This is a genomic window from Flagellimonas sediminis (assembly GCF_010500845.1).
Lineage (GTDB): Bacteria > Bacteroidota > Bacteroidia > Flavobacteriales > Flavobacteriaceae > Flagellimonas > Flagellimonas sediminis.
The window spans coordinates 24684-42303 of record NZ_JAAAMI010000011.1; the positions used below are offsets into that span (position 1 = coordinate 24684).

Annotated in this window: 13 protein-coding genes and 1 pseudogene; 4 read left to right on the plus strand and 10 right to left on the minus strand. The window is 42.8% G+C overall.

Annotation, left to right across the window (positions count from 1 at the left end):
* The first annotated feature begins 68 nt into the window (after positions 1 to 68).
* On the plus strand, positions 69 to 3245 hold the full coding sequence (locus GTK07_RS16820; protein WP_163636386.1) for a cytochrome c biogenesis protein: 3177 nt from the start codon (positions 69 to 71) through the stop codon (positions 3243 to 3245).
* An 887-nt stretch (positions 3246 to 4132) separates the two neighbouring features.
* Here the strand turns inward: GTK07_RS16820 and GTK07_RS16825 are convergent.
* From GTK07_RS16825 to GTK07_RS16845, 5 genes are all read right to left on the minus strand, one after another.
* Positions 4133 to 4978, minus strand: a complete 846-nt coding sequence (locus tag GTK07_RS16825; RefSeq protein ID WP_163636387.1) for a universal stress protein — start codon at positions 4976 to 4978, stop codon at positions 4133 to 4135.
* A gap of 182 nt (positions 4979 to 5160) precedes the next feature.
* Positions 5161 to 6003, minus strand: coding sequence for a universal stress protein (locus tag GTK07_RS16830; RefSeq protein WP_163636388.1), 843 nt, complete (start codon positions 6001 to 6003; stop codon positions 5161 to 5163).
* A gap of 87 nt (positions 6004 to 6090) precedes the next feature.
* Positions 6091 to 7149: a response regulator gene (locus GTK07_RS16835; protein WP_163636389.1), complete on the minus strand. Its 1059-nt coding sequence runs from the start codon at positions 7147 to 7149 to the stop codon at positions 6091 to 6093.
* A 79-nt stretch (positions 7150 to 7228) separates the two neighbouring features.
* Complete coding sequence (locus GTK07_RS16840; RefSeq protein WP_163636390.1) at positions 7229 to 9115, minus strand: sensor histidine kinase; 1887 nt, start codon at positions 9113 to 9115, stop codon at positions 7229 to 7231.
* Between the two features lie 435 nt (positions 9116 to 9550).
* On the minus strand, positions 9551 to 10507 hold the full coding sequence (locus GTK07_RS16845) for an ROK family protein (RefSeq protein ID WP_163636391.1): 957 nt from the start codon (positions 10505 to 10507) through the stop codon (positions 9551 to 9553).
* Between the two features lie 138 nt (positions 10508 to 10645).
* Between GTK07_RS16845 and GTK07_RS16850 the strand changes: the two genes are divergently transcribed.
* Positions 10646 to 11431, plus strand: coding sequence for a universal stress protein (locus GTK07_RS16850; RefSeq protein WP_163636392.1), 786 nt, complete (start codon positions 10646 to 10648; stop codon positions 11429 to 11431).
* 173 nt (positions 11432 to 11604) lie between these two features.
* Positions 11605 to 11841, plus strand: coding sequence for a phosphoenolpyruvate carboxykinase (ATP) (locus GTK07_RS19430; RefSeq protein ID WP_313790825.1), 237 nt, complete (start codon positions 11605 to 11607; stop codon positions 11839 to 11841).
* Here GTK07_RS19430 and GTK07_RS16855 read toward each other — a convergent pair.
* Both GTK07_RS16855 and GTK07_RS16860 read right to left on the minus strand, forming a co-directional pair.
* Positions 11756 to 13069, minus strand: a complete 1314-nt coding sequence (locus tag GTK07_RS16855; RefSeq protein ID WP_163636393.1) for a hypothetical protein — start codon at positions 13067 to 13069, stop codon at positions 11756 to 11758. The genes GTK07_RS19430 and GTK07_RS16855 overlap by 86 nt on opposite strands.
* Before the next feature lie 20 nt (positions 13070 to 13089).
* The gene (locus tag GTK07_RS16860; RefSeq protein ID WP_163636394.1) at positions 13090 to 14463 is read right to left on the minus strand and encodes a hypothetical protein; all 1374 of its coding nucleotides are present in this window, start codon (positions 14461 to 14463) and stop codon (positions 13090 to 13092) included.
* A 490-nt stretch (positions 14464 to 14953) separates the two neighbouring features.
* Here GTK07_RS16860 and GTK07_RS16865 point away from each other — a divergent pair.
* Positions 14954 to 15239, plus strand: a pseudogene (locus GTK07_RS16865) (transposase); the annotation flags it as partial.
* Positions 15240 to 15325: 86 nt separating this feature from the next.
* Here GTK07_RS16865 and GTK07_RS16870 read toward each other — a convergent pair.
* From GTK07_RS16870 to GTK07_RS16880, 3 genes are all read right to left on the minus strand, one after another.
* Positions 15326 to 15832 (minus strand): hypothetical protein, encoded by a 507-nt coding sequence (locus GTK07_RS16870; RefSeq protein WP_163636395.1) that lies wholly within the window; start codon positions 15830 to 15832, stop codon positions 15326 to 15328.
* A gap of 110 nt (positions 15833 to 15942) precedes the next feature.
* On the minus strand, positions 15943 to 16728 hold the full coding sequence (locus tag GTK07_RS16875; RefSeq protein WP_235932907.1) for a 2,3-bisphosphoglycerate-dependent phosphoglycerate mutase: 786 nt from the start codon (positions 16726 to 16728) through the stop codon (positions 15943 to 15945).
* A 142-nt stretch (positions 16729 to 16870) separates the two neighbouring features.
* The gene (locus tag GTK07_RS16880) at positions 16871 to 17614 is read right to left on the minus strand and encodes a succinate dehydrogenase/fumarate reductase iron-sulfur subunit (RefSeq protein WP_163636396.1); all 744 of its coding nucleotides are present in this window, start codon (positions 17612 to 17614) and stop codon (positions 16871 to 16873) included.
* Positions 17615 to 17620: the final 6 nt, after the last annotated feature.

Genomic DNA, 17620 nt, shown 5'->3' on the forward strand with positions numbered 1-17620 from the left:
TAGGAGCTCTTTAAAATTTATAAAGTCCTCTCCAAGCTTTATTTTTGCATTCCAATTAAGAATCCATTATGCTCGATTTACTCAAGAAAACCCTATTCTCCACCAAATTAATGGCCGTTTTGTTTCTTCTTTTTGCTACTGCAATGGCCATGGCAACTTTCATTGAAACTTGGTACAGCATCGAAACCGCCCGTATTTATATTTACAATGCCACTTGGTTCGAGGCCATTATGGTCTTCTTTGTAATTAATTTCTTAGGAAACATTTATAGGTACAACCTTTTGCAATGGAAAAAATGGCCCGTTTTGGTTTTGCACCTGTCATGGATATTGATAATTATAGGAGCTTTCGTAACACGATATATAAGTTACGAAGGAATGATGCCCATTCGCGAAGGCCAGACGGAAAATGTCTTTTATTCAGATAAAACTTTTCTCACCGCCTATATCAATGGAGAAATTGAGGGAGAACCAAGGCGCAAGATTTTAGAAGACGAAATTTTGGTTACCCAAGAAGGGAAAAGATCAAGTTTGCCTTGGAACGATGATTTTAATGGAAATGAATTCAGAATTGAATATGTAGATTTTATAAAAGGAGCTAAGGAAGGCCTCATTCCCGATGAAAATGGCAAAGAATATCTAAAAATTGTTGAGGCAGGTAATGGGCAACGGCACGAACATTTTTTAGAGGATGGAACCGTTGCCAGCATCCATAATGTCCTGTTTGCCCTTAATAAGGAGACCAAAGGGGCAATTAACTTTTATACTCGGGAAGGAGGGTATTTTATAGAAGCTCCTTTTGAAGGCAATTTTATGCGAATGGCTGACCAGTTTCAGGGAAAAGTGGTAAAGGATAGCCTTCAGGAATTACAGCTGCGTTCTCTGTATTCTATGGCCGGAATGCAATTTGTTTTACCTGAGCCATTATTTAAAGGGCATTATGGTGTGGTCAAAGTCCCGGAGAATGAAATCACGGAACAGACCCAGGACGCTTTGGTAGTTGCCGTAACTGCAGATGGGCAAACAATGGAAAAGAAATTATTGGGCAGTAAGGGACCCTCAGATTTTGCTGCCCCGTTTTCCTTAGGGGGATTGCAATTTTCACTGAGATATGGCTCTAGACCTTATCAATTACCTTTTGGTGTGAAACTCAATGACTTTATCGCAGAAAAGTACCCCGGGACTGTCAATGTATACAAATCCTTTATGAGCAAAGTAACTATCGAGGATGAACGTTCCTTTGATTATGATATTTATATGAACCATATTTTGGACCATGACGGTTATCGCTTTTTTCAAGCCAGTTTTATGCCAGATGAAAAGGGTACGATTTTGAGCGTTAATCATGATTTTTGGGGAACATGGATTACCTATACCGGCTACTTCTTACTTTATGCTGGATTAATGGGAATTATGTTTTTTGGTAAAACGCGATTTAAGGACTTGGGCAAGGCATTGGAAAAAGTGAAAAAGAACAAGGCAAAAATGGCATCAGTTTTGTTATTTATGATTGGTTGTCTTCAAGGGTCGGCACAACAAGTACATGAAGAATCCCATAACAACTTGCCCACTCAGCAGCAAATAGATTCGCTTATCAAGGCCACAACTGTTAGTGGGAAACATGCGGATAAATTTGGAGAACTGGTAATCCAAGATGAAGGAGGGCGAATGAAGCCCTTGCATACTTTTACTTCTGAGTTGTTGCGTAAGCTCAGCGGTAAGGACAAATTCAAGGATATGAATTCCAATCAGGTGTTCCTTTCCATGATGATGAACCCACCCCTTTGGTACAATACGGAATTTATCAAAGTCGGTAAATGGCAAAATGATAGTATTCGTCAGATATTGGGGGTAAAAAAAACAAATGATTACATTAAGCCGGTTGAATTGTTCGATGCTACAGGCATGTACAAACTAAGGCCCTATTTGGAAGAGGCAAGCTCTACGACCAATCCCAATGAATTCCAAAAAGACTTTATCAAAGTTCATGAACGCTTCTCTTTGTTGGAAATGGCATTGAGCGGAAACATATTGAAAATTTTTCCGTTGTTGAACGATGAGAACAATAAATGGGTTTCTGCCGTGGAATTCCGTTCAGGTCAATATCAGGTGCAAGATTCCCTGTATGCCAATTTTATAAAGAACAGTCTTCCATATTACATTAATACTTTACGAAGTGCTATTGATACAGGGGATTACTCAGAATCCGATAAGCTACTGGAAGCCTTTAAACAAAACCAAAGAAATCATGGTTCAGAAGTACTGCTATCCGAAAAAAAGGTAAAAGCCGAAATCATTTACAACAAGCTAAACATATTCAATCGTCTGTACCAATATTATATGATGGTGGGAGTGCTGTTGTTCTTGATTCTAATATTCAGGATTTTTAAGGACAGGGAAATCTGGAAGGCCTCAACCTATTTCTTAAAGGGGACGATTATTTTATTTTTTATTTGGCATACCGCAGGCTTGGTATTACGTTGGTACATTTCGGGGCATGCCCCTTGGAGTAATGCTTATGAAAGTATTCTGTATGTTTCCTGGGCGACATTGGGCATGGGACTGCTTTTTACCAGAAAAAGTGACTTGACCCTAGCTGCAAGTGCTTTCGTCGCTTCGATGCTGCTCTGGATTGGGCACCAAAGTTGGGTAGACCCTTCCATTGCCAATCTGGTGCCTGTTTTGGATAGTTATTGGGTTATGATCCATGTACCTATAATTGTAGGCAGCTACGGTCCTTTCACAGTAAGCATGATCTTGGGTGTGGTTTCATTGATTCTTATTATTCTGACAAACAAAAAGAACAAAAGGAAAATGGAAATTAACTTGAAGGAGTTGACCATTATCAATGAACTGACCTTAACAGTAGGTTTGGTGATGCTCACCATTGGCAACTTTTTGGGAGGGCAATGGGCCAATGAGAGTTGGGGACGTTATTGGGGGTGGGACCCCAAAGAAACTTGGGCATTGATTTCCATCATGGTCTATGCTTTTGTTCTACATATGAGATTGGTACCTGGACTAAGGGGAAGATGGATTTACAATTTTATGAGTGTAGCTGCCTATGGCAGTATTATGATGACCTATTTTGGGGTTAATTTCTTTTTGGTCGGCCTTCATAGCTACGCGCAGTCGGGTTCCGCAGCCATTACCCCAGATTATGTGAAATATATTGCCTTTGGATTGTTAGTTCTTGGCGTTATCAGTTACTGGAGGTATCGAGCGAATTATCTGAAACTGCAGTGAACGTCCTATCAGTAGAACTAAGTCACTAAATCATTCTTTTAAAATTAGGAAGGTTATTCAGACATAAATTTACATCTTAACTGATTTTACCTCGCTCAGTAAATTAGTTTGTCTATGATTTGGAGCTTGTAGCACTTCACTCCGTTTCGTTAACTGTTATTTCAGTTTTCTTTAAATACTTAGCTAAAAGTGTACTATTTTATACCATTTAAAGAGATTCATTTAATAAAGAAAAGAAGTAGAACTGGAGACTACTGTCCACTAATATAATGAGAATTGTGAAAAGTTAGAAGCTTCGAAATAGCAGGGGTTATAATTTTACCAAACACCTCAAAAATTCTGCTTGAGGTAGTTTTGTTTGACTTCATCCTACACACAAAAATCTTTTTATTTAACAATGAAAGATAGTATTCGTACAGACTTAGCCAGTAACATTTTCCGTTCCTTTTTATGATTTCACACATACTCCTTTTTCGAAACGCCCACTTTAAAAATATCTTTTTATTGAAATTCTAGCACCCTTCGGGAGCTTTTTGTGGACAGGGAGAAGAAGAAAAACTTGGATTTTAAGGTAAAAACAATCAAAAAGTTGCCTAAAATGGAGCCATATAAAACCATAAAGTATCAATTTTTGAGTGCAAATTGAGTGCAAATAAAAGAGACCTTAAAGAGTTCAATCTCTAAGGCCTTGATTTTCAAGTGACCTCAAGAGGACACAGTTCAAACTTTTTGAAGGAAGATATTGAAATCATTATCAAAGAATCATTTCATATTAGAAGTGCTTGATTTTAATTTTTCAATGAGTTCTATGCTATAAATAATGAATGTGGTGGCATTTTTGATTAAATTTTTAATATCTCTTAGCGATCTACGATTGCAAATAAAAACTATTTATCTAAATGTGGAATGACCATAAAGGGAATGGTAATATGAAACCCTATCTTTTTAATGGTAGGCTCAATGAACAACCGCTCCAAAAAAGTATGCCTGTTCTGTACCATGACCAAGAGGTTCGTTCGTTTCTTTACCTGAAAACCGTTAATGGCAGTAATTATTTCCTGGCTCGGCAAATCGTGGAACAGGTGGGCAATCCCGTTAAGAACATCCTTTAGTTTTTGTTTGTTCTTCAGTTGATTTTGTGTCAAGTCAAAGCCCGAGGAAACGTGTATTATCTCTATATCGCCACTATGGCTTATGGCAATGTTCAAAAGTTGTTGCAACTGTTCTTTTTGATAATCGATCTCATAATCGGTCGGAAAGAGGATTTTCGTTGGATTTTCATACTCATGGCCTGAAGGTACGGCGATAACCGGGCAGGTCGCTTTTTTGATGACATGTACTGTGTGCGTGCCCAACAATATTTCTTTCGCCCCCGTTGCCCCTTGGGTACCCATGATAACAAGGTCGGCCTTTTCGTTTTTTACGGTCTGAATTACTTCGTCTACCAAAAAATTCAAGGCGCTATGGGGTATAAAAATATGTGCTGGATCATCGAATTCTTCTTCGAGCTTGGTTTTCAGTTCTTCCAGTCGGCTTTGGGAACTTTCTTGGTATGAATCGCCCAGCCCGATCTGACCGGGACTTTGCAATACATATTCCGTCTGGTAGATGGCCGGGGTATAGGTGTGGAGCAAATAAAAAGTAGTCTGCACATCATTAAACAACTGTACTGCATAACGGATGGCATTATACGCATTTTCGGAAAAATCGGTTGGTAGGATTATTTTTTTCATCGTTTTAAAATTCTAGATTGGGCCAAAATAATTGGGGCACCAGTCAAAAACCGTGATATTCGTCAGTTTAAAAAATGGGGCGGTCGTATTCAGGGTACCCCCCTTTAATAAAGCCCCCCTTACTATTGACCAACTATTTTTCTTGATCTTAAGCTTGAAACCAGGGAAACCTGAAATATTTTTCATTCATGTAGCACCAAAAAAGGCACCTCGGTATGATAACTGATCTTCTCCACTTCCGGTCGAAATAAAATCCGTTGGAAGAAATTTAGGTTCTTGGCAACCATAGCAATCATATCAATATCCCTGCTTTCGACAAAGTGTTGGATAGCAGTTTCAAGACTTTGGCCTGTTACCGAATGAAAACTATGATCGACATCTACGAGATAGTCGTGAAGAAAATTCTTGTTGTTATGTTGCTCCTCGCTCAACTCCTTTACATTTTTAGAGATATGCAAAATGCTGAGTTTGGTCTTGTTCATCGTAAGCATTTCGATCAGAGTATCCAATACATTCATATCGTAACCGATCTGGTAATCGGTAGGAAATGCGATTTCCTTGAGAGCGGCATATTCCGCATCTTCGGGAATTACCAATAACGGACATTTTACCCTAGTGATCACATCGCCGGTATTGCTTCCGATGGTAGCTTTTTTTAACCCCGTTGCGCCTTTGGTACCCATAATGATCAGGTCGATCCTTTTGTTTTCAGATTGCCGTTTTATGGCATCCACAAAAATATCGAAGAGGGCGAGGGGAACAAAAGTATGTCCGGTATTCAGGGGGATCTCCTTTTTTATGCGATCCAACAATCGCCGAAGTTTTTCTTTGCTATCCTTTAGAATGATAGTATTAATGTTTTCACCCGCTGCACCTACCGCCATCCCCGCACCGGAATAGTGTGGAATAGTGTTGACGTGCATGAGGTAAAAAGTACATCGCGTTTTTTTGAACATTTCAAGGCCGTATTTTATGGCGTTCCATGCGTTGTCGGAGAAATCGGTGGGGATCAAGATCTGCTTCATTCCAGCCTAAATTTTGGTATTGCCGTAAAATTAAAGCCTTCAAAACCCACATAATATGATTATGGTCATGTTCGGAAGGAGAAAAATTTAATCCACTCGCCTCAACCTATCCACATCAACAATCCTGAGATTGCGGCCCTCGATCTGGATGAGGCCTTCCTTTTTAAAACTGGAAAGGGTACGGATCAAGGTCTCGGTGGCCACACCTGCCACGCCGGCAAGATCGCTACGTAGTACGTGTAGGTTGCCCTTCGGGTCTTTTTGCAATTTTTCGGTAAATTTGAGGAGGGTACTGGCCGTTTTCCTGCGGACGGACCCGTAGGCCATTTCTAGCAATTGTTCTTTGGTTTTGGAAAGATTCCCGGAAAGAAATTGCATCAGTTCCATCGTCAGGTCGTGGTTTCTTTCCAGAAGATGTTTAACTTCTTTCGTTGTTATACCGACCAACTTGGTCGTTTCCATAGCGGTGGCATATTCGGTAGGGGTGGTGGGCCCCGTAAAGCAAATAAAACCGAAAAAATCATCGGGCCTGTAGATGCCCGTAATCAGTTCCTTGCCATTGCTGTCCAGTTTATGGGTCTTTACGATTCCCTTTAGCACCAAATAGAACGTTGTGGAATACATGCCCTCCCGGTAGATGCTTTCTCCCGCACCGAAACCGTATTCCTTCCCATGGTCGTTTATGTGGTTTTTGAGGTCGTAAATGGTCTTGGGCCACGCGTGCGAAGACTTTTCTGAACGGGTTTTTCCTGCACTTTCCTCTTTTAATATCGCCATTTTCGCCAGCCTACTCTCGATGGCACCTAACAGTTCGGCCTCCTCGAAAGGCTTGGTCAGATAATCGTCCGCCCCCAGTTCCATGCCTTTTCGCACATCTTTTCGCTCCGTCTTTGCAGAAAGGAATATAAAAGGGATGCGCTTTGTCCCGTTTTTTTCAGCTAATGTCTCCAAAACCCCGTAACCGTCCAGTTCGGGCATCATGATATCACAGACGATTACATCGGGAAGGTATTCCATGGCCAGTTGTACGCCCTTTTTTCCATTGGCCGCCGTTCGTACTTCATAATTGGAAAGTTCCAACAGTTCGGCCGTATTTTCCCGTAGCACGGTATCGTCTTCGATAAGTAATATCTTCTTTAAACGCATAATTCTGAACTCCTAACTTTTTCACAGCCAACTGCAACTGCCCACTTTTTACAAACCGTCATTATTTCCCCTTTGTGGGCTAGGGGGCTTTTCCCAAAGGTAGTTCCACTGTAAAAGTACTCCCTTTGTTTTGTTTGCTAATAAAGAAAATACTTCCTCCTAAATTCTCCACATGCGCCTTTATCATATTGAGCCCGATGCCCGTACCTTGGGTCGTCAATACGTTTTCAGCCCTAAAATAGCGGTCGAAAATATGTTTTTGGTCTTTTTCAGGGATGCCGATGCCTTGATCCTTAACATGAATAATAATCTTATCTGCCATTAAATCTACCTTTAAATCTATTTCTGTATCTTCTTGGGAATATTTTACGGCGTTGGTCAAAAGGTTGGTCAGCACAAGGGCCATTATTTTTTCGTCCTGGCAGATACTTACATCATCGATATTCTGCGGATAGTTGATCCGTTGCCCGTTTTTGAGCAGCATATTCGCATTGTAGATGACTTCGTTGACCAGCTTGCTCAACGAAAATTCGGAATGGTGGTAGACCTCCTTACCTTTTTCCAATTGCTCCATGGATAGGAAATCGTCCAATATTTGGGTCAGGTGGTGTACCATTCCAGTGATGGTCTTCAAGTGCTTTTCCCTTTTTTCTTGTTGGTCTTTCTCGGTATATTTTCCCACTAAAATGGTGGAAGTCAAAATACCGCTCAGGGGCGTTTTGAATTCATGCGATACCAAGGAGAGGAATTTGGTCTTGAGATCGTTCAGTTCCTTTTCGGTTTCCAGAGCTTTTTTTAGCTGTTCCGTTCGTCGCTCAACGGTCTTTTCGAGTTTTTGGGTGTAGTCTTTACGATCTGAAATATCCAGAATAATGGCCACGATTACCTGCTTGTCGCCCAACGACGATATTTGCAGGTGAACCTCTACTGGATAGGTGGTACCGTCCTTTCGCCGATGGACGGTCTCAAAATCCATTTTTTCCATGGAACCGTCGAGTAGAGGGGATATCAGTTTTCTGAACTTATCCTCGGAGAATTCCGGCTTTAGGTCAAGTGGGGTCATTTTTTTACACTCCGCCATTACATAACCCGTATTTTTCTGTGCGCCGTAGTTGGCGTTTATAAACTGCAGCGTATGAGCATCAAAGACATAGATTTCGTTTAGCGATTCATCAAAGATGCGCGCCAAATGCCCTATTTCCTGTTCGGCCATCATACGTTCGGTAATATCGTTCTGAATGCCCACATAATGGGTAATCCGTTCCGATTCGTCGGCGATGGGATTGATAGAGACCTCGTTCCAGAACAGCGTACCGTCTTTTTTGTAATTGCGTAGCTTTACCTGGCAGCCCTTGCCCTCCTTTATGGCATCGTACATTTTTTTTACGGCATCTTGATCGTGGTCTCCGGCTTGTAGGAAACGACAATTTCTACCGAGTATTTCCTCTTTTGTGTATCCCGTAATTTTTCTAAAGGCTGTGTTTGCATAGATGATGGGATTGTCCTCATGTAACGCGTCCGTAATGGTAATACCGTTAAGGACCGCTTCTAGGGCTGCGGTCTTTATTTTTTGGCTTTCCTCGTTTTTTTTCCGTTCGGTTACATCGATGACCAGGGCCAGTACATAGGTGTTTCCATAGAGGGCAAACGGATTTAGGCCGACTTCCAAGGGAAACTGTTCTTTGTTCTTTCGCAACCCGAAGAGGGTAAGACCTTCTGCCATTAGCCTCTGTTCTTGTTTCCGGTAAAATCCCGAGACATGGGCTTTATGGGCTTTCCGATAGGTCTGTGGAATCAAGACTTGCAAGGGTTCGCCAACAAGCGCATCGTCTTCATAGCCAAACATAGTACTGGCCCGCCTATTGGCGGCAACGATCAGTTGTTCCTCGTTGATGACGATAATGCCCTCTGAAACCGCTTCGGACAATAACTGAAAAATGTTGCTGTTTTTTTCGAAAATGCGCATAGCTTAAAAATACTTCTTTATATTTTATTTAACGAAACAGGGTCAAAAATTGGGGTCGTTTAACAAGAGGTACCGAACTGATCGGAATAGAAAGACTGGCCGGATTTTTGCCTTGGGAATTGGCCCTTGATTTACAATCTTATTCATCGTATGTCCGGAAAGGGGCCGATCGACGTCGTTTTGGCCACGACATTGGCCTTTTTGCCTTGGAGATGTTCCATTTTATCGGTGTGTATAAGCTTGGCCGATTGTGGAAACAGATTATGAGCCCGGTTGGGGCATTTCAATATTGCCGACTTTTCATCACGATCTCAGGCGGCGATTGCCCCGAAAAAATAATAGGATCATAGAAAAAGAGGACGTGCGGATCGTCTTGGTGTCAATGGACATCTTTTTTTTAAGTTATTCGAAGGGAGGTGTTTGATTTCTGCTCCGTTAGCGCCTTCCCTCCCAGATCAATGCGGCCGCCCCACAAATGGCAGCGGTCTTTCCCTTCATACCGGAAGTCATGACCTTTACCTTCCCCTTGTAAACCTCCAATAGATATTCCTCAAAATAGGTCTGAAGGGGTTCCATCAACCATTTGCCGGTATTGACCAGGCCGCCCATCAAAAAGAAGGCCTCGGGCTGGGTAAAGGCTGTAAAATTGGCCAGGGCCAACCCCATGATATCTGCGGTGTAATCAAATGCCTTTAGAGCAATGGCGTCTCCCTCTTCCGCAGCCTTGGTAATGTCCTCACCGTGCAGGTCGTTGTAAGCGATGTTACGGAACCTGCTCTCGTCCATATACTTACTTTGCATATGCGTTATGGTGCGTTTTAGGCCTGTGGCCGAAACATAGGCTTCCAGTCCGCCCCTTATACCGAGACCTGTTAATCGACCATCTCTCAAGGTCATATCGATATGGCCTAGCTCACCGGCAAAACCGTCGTAGCCTTCGATCAGTTTTCCGTTGGCGACGATGCCCGCGCCGAAACCGGTGCCCAAAGTGATAACGATAAAGTCATTCATGCCCTTGGCGTTTCCGAAGAGCATTTCTCCCAAGGCCGCTGCACTCGCATCGTTCATGATCCGCATGGGCAGGTCGATGCGATGCTTCAATTTTTCGAGTAGCGGCACCGAACCTTTCCATTTGAGGTTGGCGGCATTTTCGATGGTGCCGTTCCGGCTCGATGCATTGGGCGCTCCGATACCGCAGCCGATCAGGTTTACCGGCGACTTTATCTTTGCCTTAAGTTCATCGATGCCATCCTTTATCCTAACCAAAAAATCATCGAAACTCTCAAACTCCTGTGTTCTGAAAAATAGCTGTTCGTGGCACTCGCCGTGCTGGTCCACCAGACCGATCTTGGTCTTGGTGCCCCCGATATCTATTCCTGCTACTAAATCCATATTTCGCTAATTTACCTTCGCTGTTTTCAAGAATCAATTATAGCGTAAATTTTTTCAACAGTATATGACCATGGTCATTTTTAGAGCCTCAATCGACATGTAATTTTGTCTATAACAATTAATCAAAACCTTTGCATCATGGATAAAATTTCGACTATTCTCATTCCCTTCGATTTTTCGGAAAGTGCAAAAAGGGCACTGGAATACGCTGTAGCCTTCATAGGACGAAATGGCGACATAAAGATTATTTTGGCCTATATCTCCGGACATAGCAATTTCGAATTGCTTCCCGAAAATTTCACAAAGCTTGAGGAGAAATACAGGCTGGTGCTCAAAAACAAAATGGAATGGAAAATACAAGGTGGATCGTTGACGCAGTCGCTGTTGGATATTCAAAAAACCAGGCAAATCGACCTAGTCATCATGGGTACTTTAGGCTCCCGAATGGACGGCAATTCGGGTGAGACAAACACCTCAAAGCTTGTCTTGGCAGCTGACTGCCCCGTTTTGGTAGTGCCCAAGGGCAACATTGATTTCCGGATGCGGTGCATTGCCCTGGTGCTGGGAAAAGAAGAAATAGACGATACCGAAGCCTTGGGAATATTGTTGAAGTTTGCCCGAAGGTTCAACGCCAAGGTGCATGTGGTAACGGTAAAGAACCGGCCCGGCAGCTACGGCTATTCCGAGGAAGAGGAAAAAAATGAGAATACGGTGGAGTACTATCTTGAAAATTTTTATGCGGAACGTGTTTTTATCAATAACAAGGACGTGGCCAAGGGGATATTGACCTATGTGTCGAAAAACGATATCGATCTCATCGCCATCCTGCCCAGAAACCATGCAATGCACGGCGAACCTTCCGAAGGACAGTTGACACGATTTTTGGCAGTACACTCCCAAGTGCCCGTACTGGCCATTGATTAAATTAAAACGATTTAATCAATAAACTATGTCCCATTCGCTCAATGGGCACAGCTGTAATGACGACAGGATAACGACACTGAAATCTAATTATTATGGAAGAAACACTATCTAAAAACAGCTCAAAACAAAGACCTTAAAAATCCGGGTTGTAAGACATCACTGCACATTGAAATTTGGACGGGGATACCTTTCAAAAATTGACGGTGGATAAAGGTATGGGCACCGAAACCGAAAACGGAACGCTCTGTATCGACCCCGGAAAGTTTACCGGGAGGTCGCCCAAGGACCGATTTTTGGTTTTGATGGCCGTCCCTGAAACAACCCTTACTCCATCCTGTACTGATATTGCAGTACGAGCATCCATTTGCGATCTTGCGCCGCTAAACCATTTCTCGAATCGAACAAAATAGGCCGGTTCTGGGCGTTGAACGAAAGTTTGGACAGGTGTCCGTTAAAATACCAGTTTACGCCAAGGTCATATTGAACGATGGAATTTGCGAAACCCTCAAACTCCGAATATTGCCCTGAAAGATAAGGTTGTAACCGCCCCATGCTACCGCCGGCACCCATTTTGGGAAAAAGATAACCGAATTGCCCAAAGACCGCCTCGCCAGTTCCTGATACAGGGAATGCATTACCCCTCCCGTTAAAGGAGGCCATTTCGGGCCGAACGCCATTTGTGGGGTTGTTGGCTCCTAAAAGCCGTATGTAATTCGGCCCGAAATTAAAGTTGAAATATCCCAAATAACAGGTAATAGCCTTTTGTTTGTTGGAACCTAGGGGAAGATCTAAGAAAATATCCGAGGCGAAAAGCTTTAGATCGTGATAGCGTTCGTCGCCATCTTCCAACGACCAAAGCGCATCGGCCTGAAACGTAAAGCCCGCTCCGAGGTTCAACACTTTTTTACCACCGAGATAAGTGCCGGTGTGAAAAGGACTCGTATTGCTCTCCCGTTCCAAAAACTCATATTTTAAGTAGCCTGAATACTGTAGCTTCGGCCGGTTATCGGTAAAACGTGCCAATTTCTCCTCAGGTTCGGGGTTGAATGAACTGCTGTTCCGCACCGATAATGGCTTTGCCAGTACAACCCGATAGTCGATGGCCCCCATCTTTCCCTTGGCAAAGAGGCTTAATTTTCGGATCAGGTCATCGGTGCTGTCAAGTGTCGGAAGGGCAACGAAAGTGAGGTCGTATCCCATAAGTTTGGAAGAACTGGGCGAGGTATAGCGCGATAGCCCGTTCCAAGCCGATTTGCCAACGCCTATTCCCAAATATTCGGAAAAATCGTATTGTACGTAAGCATCCAACAGATCGACCGAGGTGCCGCGGGGGGAAAGATAGTTCAGGTTATTGACCCCTAATTGAAACGAAACATAGGTTTTCGCCCAAGGCGAGGAGGAAACCCCCCATCGAAATCGGCGTATCGAGATATCCGTGGTTACGTTTTCCAATTCATCGTTTACGGTGCTACCGGGATTGTTCTCGTTGACCCGCCCCCAAAGTTGCAAGTACGAACTGAACTGTAGCCATTGGGTTCCATTGGCATTCAAGTATAAACGTAGCGGTTCATTGCCCGATTTCTTTTGGGCCATAACGGAAACTGTTCCGGCACTGTTCAGGAAAAGAAAAAGTATCATATAAAAAATTCGGTTCGGTCTCATTCCAATCGTATGATATATTGCAGTACCGCCGACCAGTTTCGATCATTCGGTTCGAGTCCTTGTGCGGTCGATTGAAAAATGGGACGGTTCTGAAGATTGAGGGAAAACTTGGAAAGATGCCCCTTGAGCAACCAATTGATTCCAATATCATAATAAAACATAGGGTTTTTCAGTCGTTCGAAATTGGAGTATTGAAGAGATACGTAGGGCTGTAATTGCCCACGGTCTTCGCTATTGCCCATTTTTGGAAATAAATATCCCGCCTGGCCGAAAAAAGAGCTTCCCGTGCCCACTACGGGAAAGGCATTTCCCGGCCCGTTGAACGAGGCAAGGTTGGCATCGACTTCTTTTATAGGGTTGTTCGCGCCGGTATTCCGAATATAGTTGGGTCCAAAATCGTAATTATAGTAGCCCAAATAGGCTGTCAGTACCGTATTCTTTTTGGTGTCGATAGGTTTATCCAAAAAGATATCTACGGCCCATAGCATCATATCGTGGTCTTGTTCCCTTCCGCTTTGTAAGGATGACAGTGCATCATTTTGAAACTCCGCTCCTATACCAATACTCAATACGTTCTTTTTGCCGAGGTAGGTACCGTCGGAAAATGGAATGTCGTTCGGTTCGGCGTCTAGGAATTCCCATTTTAGATAGCTGGAATAAACACCCTCATTGCTCTTATCGTTGAACTTGGCTACATTTTCTGTCAGCTCCCCGTCAAAATTGGGACTATTGCCCGGAGAAAAAGGTTTGGAGGCCACCAACCGATAATCCAGTTGGCCCAGTTTTCCTTTGGCATATATACTCAGCTTTCGAATAAGATCGTCGGTTTCGTCATCCGTTGGCAGGGCGAGCAATACAAGATCGTAGGAAAGCAGTTTTGAAGTATTGGGGGCGGAGTATCTTGAAAGTCCCGTCCAAGCCGTTTTTCCCGCACCAATGGATATCGATCGCGAAAAGGAATATTCTGCATAGGCATCCAAAAGGTCCAACGATGTGCCGCGCGGCGATAAATAATTGAGGTTGTTGATGCCCAGTTGTGAATAGATCAAAAGTCTTTCGCTAAGCTGCGCCTGAAAGCCCAACCGGAATCGCCGTACCGAAATATCAAAGGTTCGGTCTTGAAGCTCTTCGGAAACAAGGCTTCCCGGATTGTTATCGTTCAGTCGTGTCCACAGTTGGGCATAGGTATGGAAAGCGAACCAACGGGTCTTATCGTCTTTCAGGTAGAATTGGAGCGTTCGGGTTTCCGATTCGATTGTTTGAGTGGTTTGCCCTGAAAGTTTCGCCGTGATAAGAAGCAGGGAAGCCAATACAAAAATCCCATTGGGCCAAATGAATCGAAAAGGGTGGAAGAACATGGTAGGCTTCATTTATGGCGGTTCATCGCGTTCGGGAATAGGAGTTCGATTACTTTTCCAAAAACCCATAAGGGCAATGCATCCAAAAGGGTCTTAGTCCAAATCAAAAGAAAGCATTTTACCATACGTTTTTAAATCTTTCCGAAATCGTAACCCCTTCAAAACCTAAAATTTAAAGAAGGCATATAGACCCTATATCCATTGAAAATTCCTGCGCTAAAATGAAGTTTTCTTTCTCGAACACAATACTAAAAAGACCTATTTTCCCATGACATGATAATTGTCATATTTTCTGCAAAAGTCACTGACTATTTTTTCCTGAACCATTAAAAAGTGTGGATCATGAAGAAAATCGCGACCATTCTCGTTCTTTTCGATTTTTCAAAAACGGCCAGATCCGCCCTTGAATGTGCCGTACAGTATATGGGCAAGTGACAAAATACAACGCCCCCAATGAAAAGCTCCCTTGGAGAGCTTCGCCAATAAACGGTAGGCAAACCCCTATGCAATCAAGAGCTGGAGGGAGAACTGGGACGAACTTACCGTGTTCTTCGAGTTGCCCTTGGAGATACAGAAGATTATCTATACCACCAACCTTATCGAGAACCTCAACCGAAAGATCAGGAGGTACACCAAGAACAAGCTCTCCTTCCCGACCGACGACGCGGTAATGAAATCCGAATATTTGGTCACAAGGGAGGCCACCAAGAAATGGTAGATGCCCATCAGGACGATGCATCATCCTGAACCAGTTCCTTGCAATCTATGAAAAAAGGATCCGACTTTAAATAAAAGTCAAACCCCTGTTAGTCTAAACTTACACACTTGTTGGGATAGTGTCCTTTGGTTACGTCTTTTCCCTCAGTTTTGGACACTATTTCGACCGCACATATTCAGTAAATTCATAAAACTTACCTTCCGGTTCTTTTGTACCCGATTCTTTTCGAATACGCAATTGTTTACCCGTTAATAAGACTACGATATAGGGTTCGCTAACATCCGAATAAAAGCGGTTTAATTCCCCTGATTCCTGAATAGTCCAAGTGCCAATTTCTATAAATGAGTTGGCTATCTGGTTATGACATGCCACTTCCCCGATTCCCCAGAAATAAGTGTTTCCTTCTTGCTGTGTTGCCTTGACATATCGGATTATATCATCTTTTCGGCAATTTTCGAATTGGGCAAATAGATCTTCTGTTGGTTCCGACAATCCCAATGAATCATTGGGCCGCCCTTTAAATTCGGCCATCCTTTTCCAATCTCCTGCAAGATTATCTTCAGTAAATAACAGATTAACCTGTTCTGGACTTTGGTCATCGTCGTTACATCCCCATATAACCATCAAGGAAATTGATAATTTGTAAATTGTTTGTTTTAGCATAACTTAACATCTCAGTTTGTTCTTACCGCCATAGTGCTCTTGCAGCTTTTTGAATTATTTTAAGAGCGATCATTCTGATTATTTTAAGGATTTCTAAAGTAGTTGTTTCCCTATTTTAATCGGTGATGATTCAATATGTTCAGATTGCCATCAAATTCATAGAGATGAGGAACCCCAGTATTAACTTCCACTTTTTCAATATCGAGAGTCGAAATATGTTCTAGATGCGCTATCAAGGCGCGCAATGAATTTCCGTGTGCGGAGATAAGTATAGTCCTATCCTTTGCCAATTGGGCCGCAATTGCCTCAAAAAAGTAATTGACGACCCTTTTCGAGGTATCCTTTAATGATTCGCCCAAGGGCAGCACAGAGGGATTTACCCGGCTATATTTCGGATCAAATTTCGGATTTCGCTCATCTTCCTTGGATAGAATCGGGGGCGGCGTGTCATATCCCCTTCGAACATTCAAAAAGTAATCTTCCCCTATCGAATTGCGCACCTCTTCCTTATTCTTACCCTGCCAATCCCCGTAGTGCCGTTCGTTCAGTTTCCAATGGTAACGGGTGTCCACGTGCATCTGTTCGGCCGTTTCCAATAAAATCCAAGCCGTGCGGATGGCGCGTTTTAGGTAGGAGGAAAAACATATATCTATTTCAATAGTATTGCGTTTCAAAATCTCACCCGCATTTTTGGCTTCTTCAATGCCTTCCGCGGCAAGGTCGATATCCGTCCATCCTGTAAATATATTTTTTAGGTTCCACTCACTTTTTCCATGTCTTACCAATATCAATTTTCCCATTTTATATTTTTTTAAATTGCGTAATAGTTCTATTCCATCGTTGATGTTGCGTTCGTGCTTCCCTCCATTTTTCCCCCATGGATCTGTCGTAATCATTTTTTAAGACTACGGATTTTGATTCCTATTTTGCTAGGATCAAGTACCGCCAATAACCTGCTAATGATGATTTCCTTCTCCATCGGGGAGCGGGCAATTTTTAGGATATCTCGCGGGTTTGCTCGGAAGTTGTTGATTCAATTTAGCCAAATAATTTTGCCTTTGTATATTTAGCATACATCTCTGCTATGTTGGTTATTGAAATCCCCTCTGGACATTCTACCTCACAAGCACCTGTAAAGGAACAACTGCCAAATCCTTCCAGTTCCATTTGATAGGTCATTTCCTGTACTCGTTTGTGCGCTTCAGGATGTCCTTGCGGCAAGTTGTTAAGATGGTTGATTTTAGCCGATGCAAATAAGGCCGCGGACGCGTTCTTACAGGTAGCTACACAAGCACCGCATCCAATACAGGCCGCGACATCCATAGCACTGTCGGATACCTCTTTAGGAATAAGAATGGCATTGGCCTCTGGTGCAGTCCCTGTTTTTGCGGTTATATATCCCCCTTGTTCCATGATTCGGTCAAATGCAGAACGATCTACGATCAAATCTTTTAGTACCGGAAAAGAAGCAGCCCTCCATGGTTCTACAACAATAGTATCCCCATCTTTAAAACTGCGCATGTGCAGTTGGCATGTTGTGATATTATCGTGTGGACCGTGAGCACGACCATTTATAAAAACACCACATTGCCCGCAGATACCTTCCCTACAGTCATACTCGTATGCGATAACTTTTTCGTTTTTAAGAACGAGCAATTCGTTTAAGTGATCCAATGCTTCTAAAAAGGACATATCTTCTGTTAACCCATCTACCTTGTATTCTTTTATTGCTCCTTTGGTATTCCGGTTCTCTTGTCTCCAAATTTTAAATGTAACTTTCATTATATG

What these genes read in the sequence shown, in the direction of transcription:
- GTK07_RS16820 (WP_163636386.1), top strand. Translation starts at nt 69, where the DNA reads ATGCTCGATTTACTCAAGAAAACCCTATTCTCCACCAAATTAATGGCC.
- GTK07_RS16825 (WP_163636387.1), bottom strand. Translation starts at nt 4,978, where the DNA reads ATGAAAAAAATAATCCTACCAACCGATTTTTCCGAAAATGCGTATAAT.
- GTK07_RS16830 (WP_163636388.1), bottom strand. Translation starts at nt 6,003, where the DNA reads ATGAAGCAGATCTTGATCCCCACCGATTTCTCCGACAACGCATGGAAC.
- GTK07_RS16835 (WP_163636389.1), bottom strand. Translation starts at nt 7,149, where the DNA reads ATGCGTTTAAAGAAGATATTACTTATCGAAGACGATACCGTGCTACGG.
- GTK07_RS16840 (WP_163636390.1), bottom strand. Translation starts at nt 9,115, where the DNA reads ATGCGCATTTTCGAAAAAAACAGCAACATTTTTCAGTTATTGTCCGAA.
- GTK07_RS16845 (WP_163636391.1), bottom strand. Translation starts at nt 10,507, where the DNA reads ATGGATTTAGTAGCAGGAATAGATATCGGGGGCACCAAGACCAAGATC.
- GTK07_RS16850 (WP_163636392.1), top strand. Translation starts at nt 10,646, where the DNA reads ATGGATAAAATTTCGACTATTCTCATTCCCTTCGATTTTTCGGAAAGT.
- GTK07_RS16855 (WP_163636393.1), bottom strand. Translation starts at nt 13,069, where the DNA reads ATGATACTTTTTCTTTTCCTGAACAGTGCCGGAACAGTTTCCGTTATG.
- GTK07_RS16860 (WP_163636394.1), bottom strand. Translation starts at nt 14,463, where the DNA reads ATGAAGCCTACCATGTTCTTCCACCCTTTTCGATTCATTTGGCCCAAT.
- GTK07_RS16870 (WP_163636395.1), bottom strand. Translation starts at nt 15,832, where the DNA reads ATGCTAAAACAAACAATTTACAAATTATCAATTTCCTTGATGGTTATA.
- GTK07_RS16875 (WP_235932907.1), bottom strand. Translation starts at nt 16,728, where the DNA reads ATGATTACGACAGATCCATGGGGGAAAAATGGAGGGAAGCACGAACGC.
- GTK07_RS16880 (WP_163636396.1), bottom strand. Translation starts at nt 17,614, where the DNA reads ATGAAAGTTACATTTAAAATTTGGAGACAAGAGAACCGGAATACCAAA.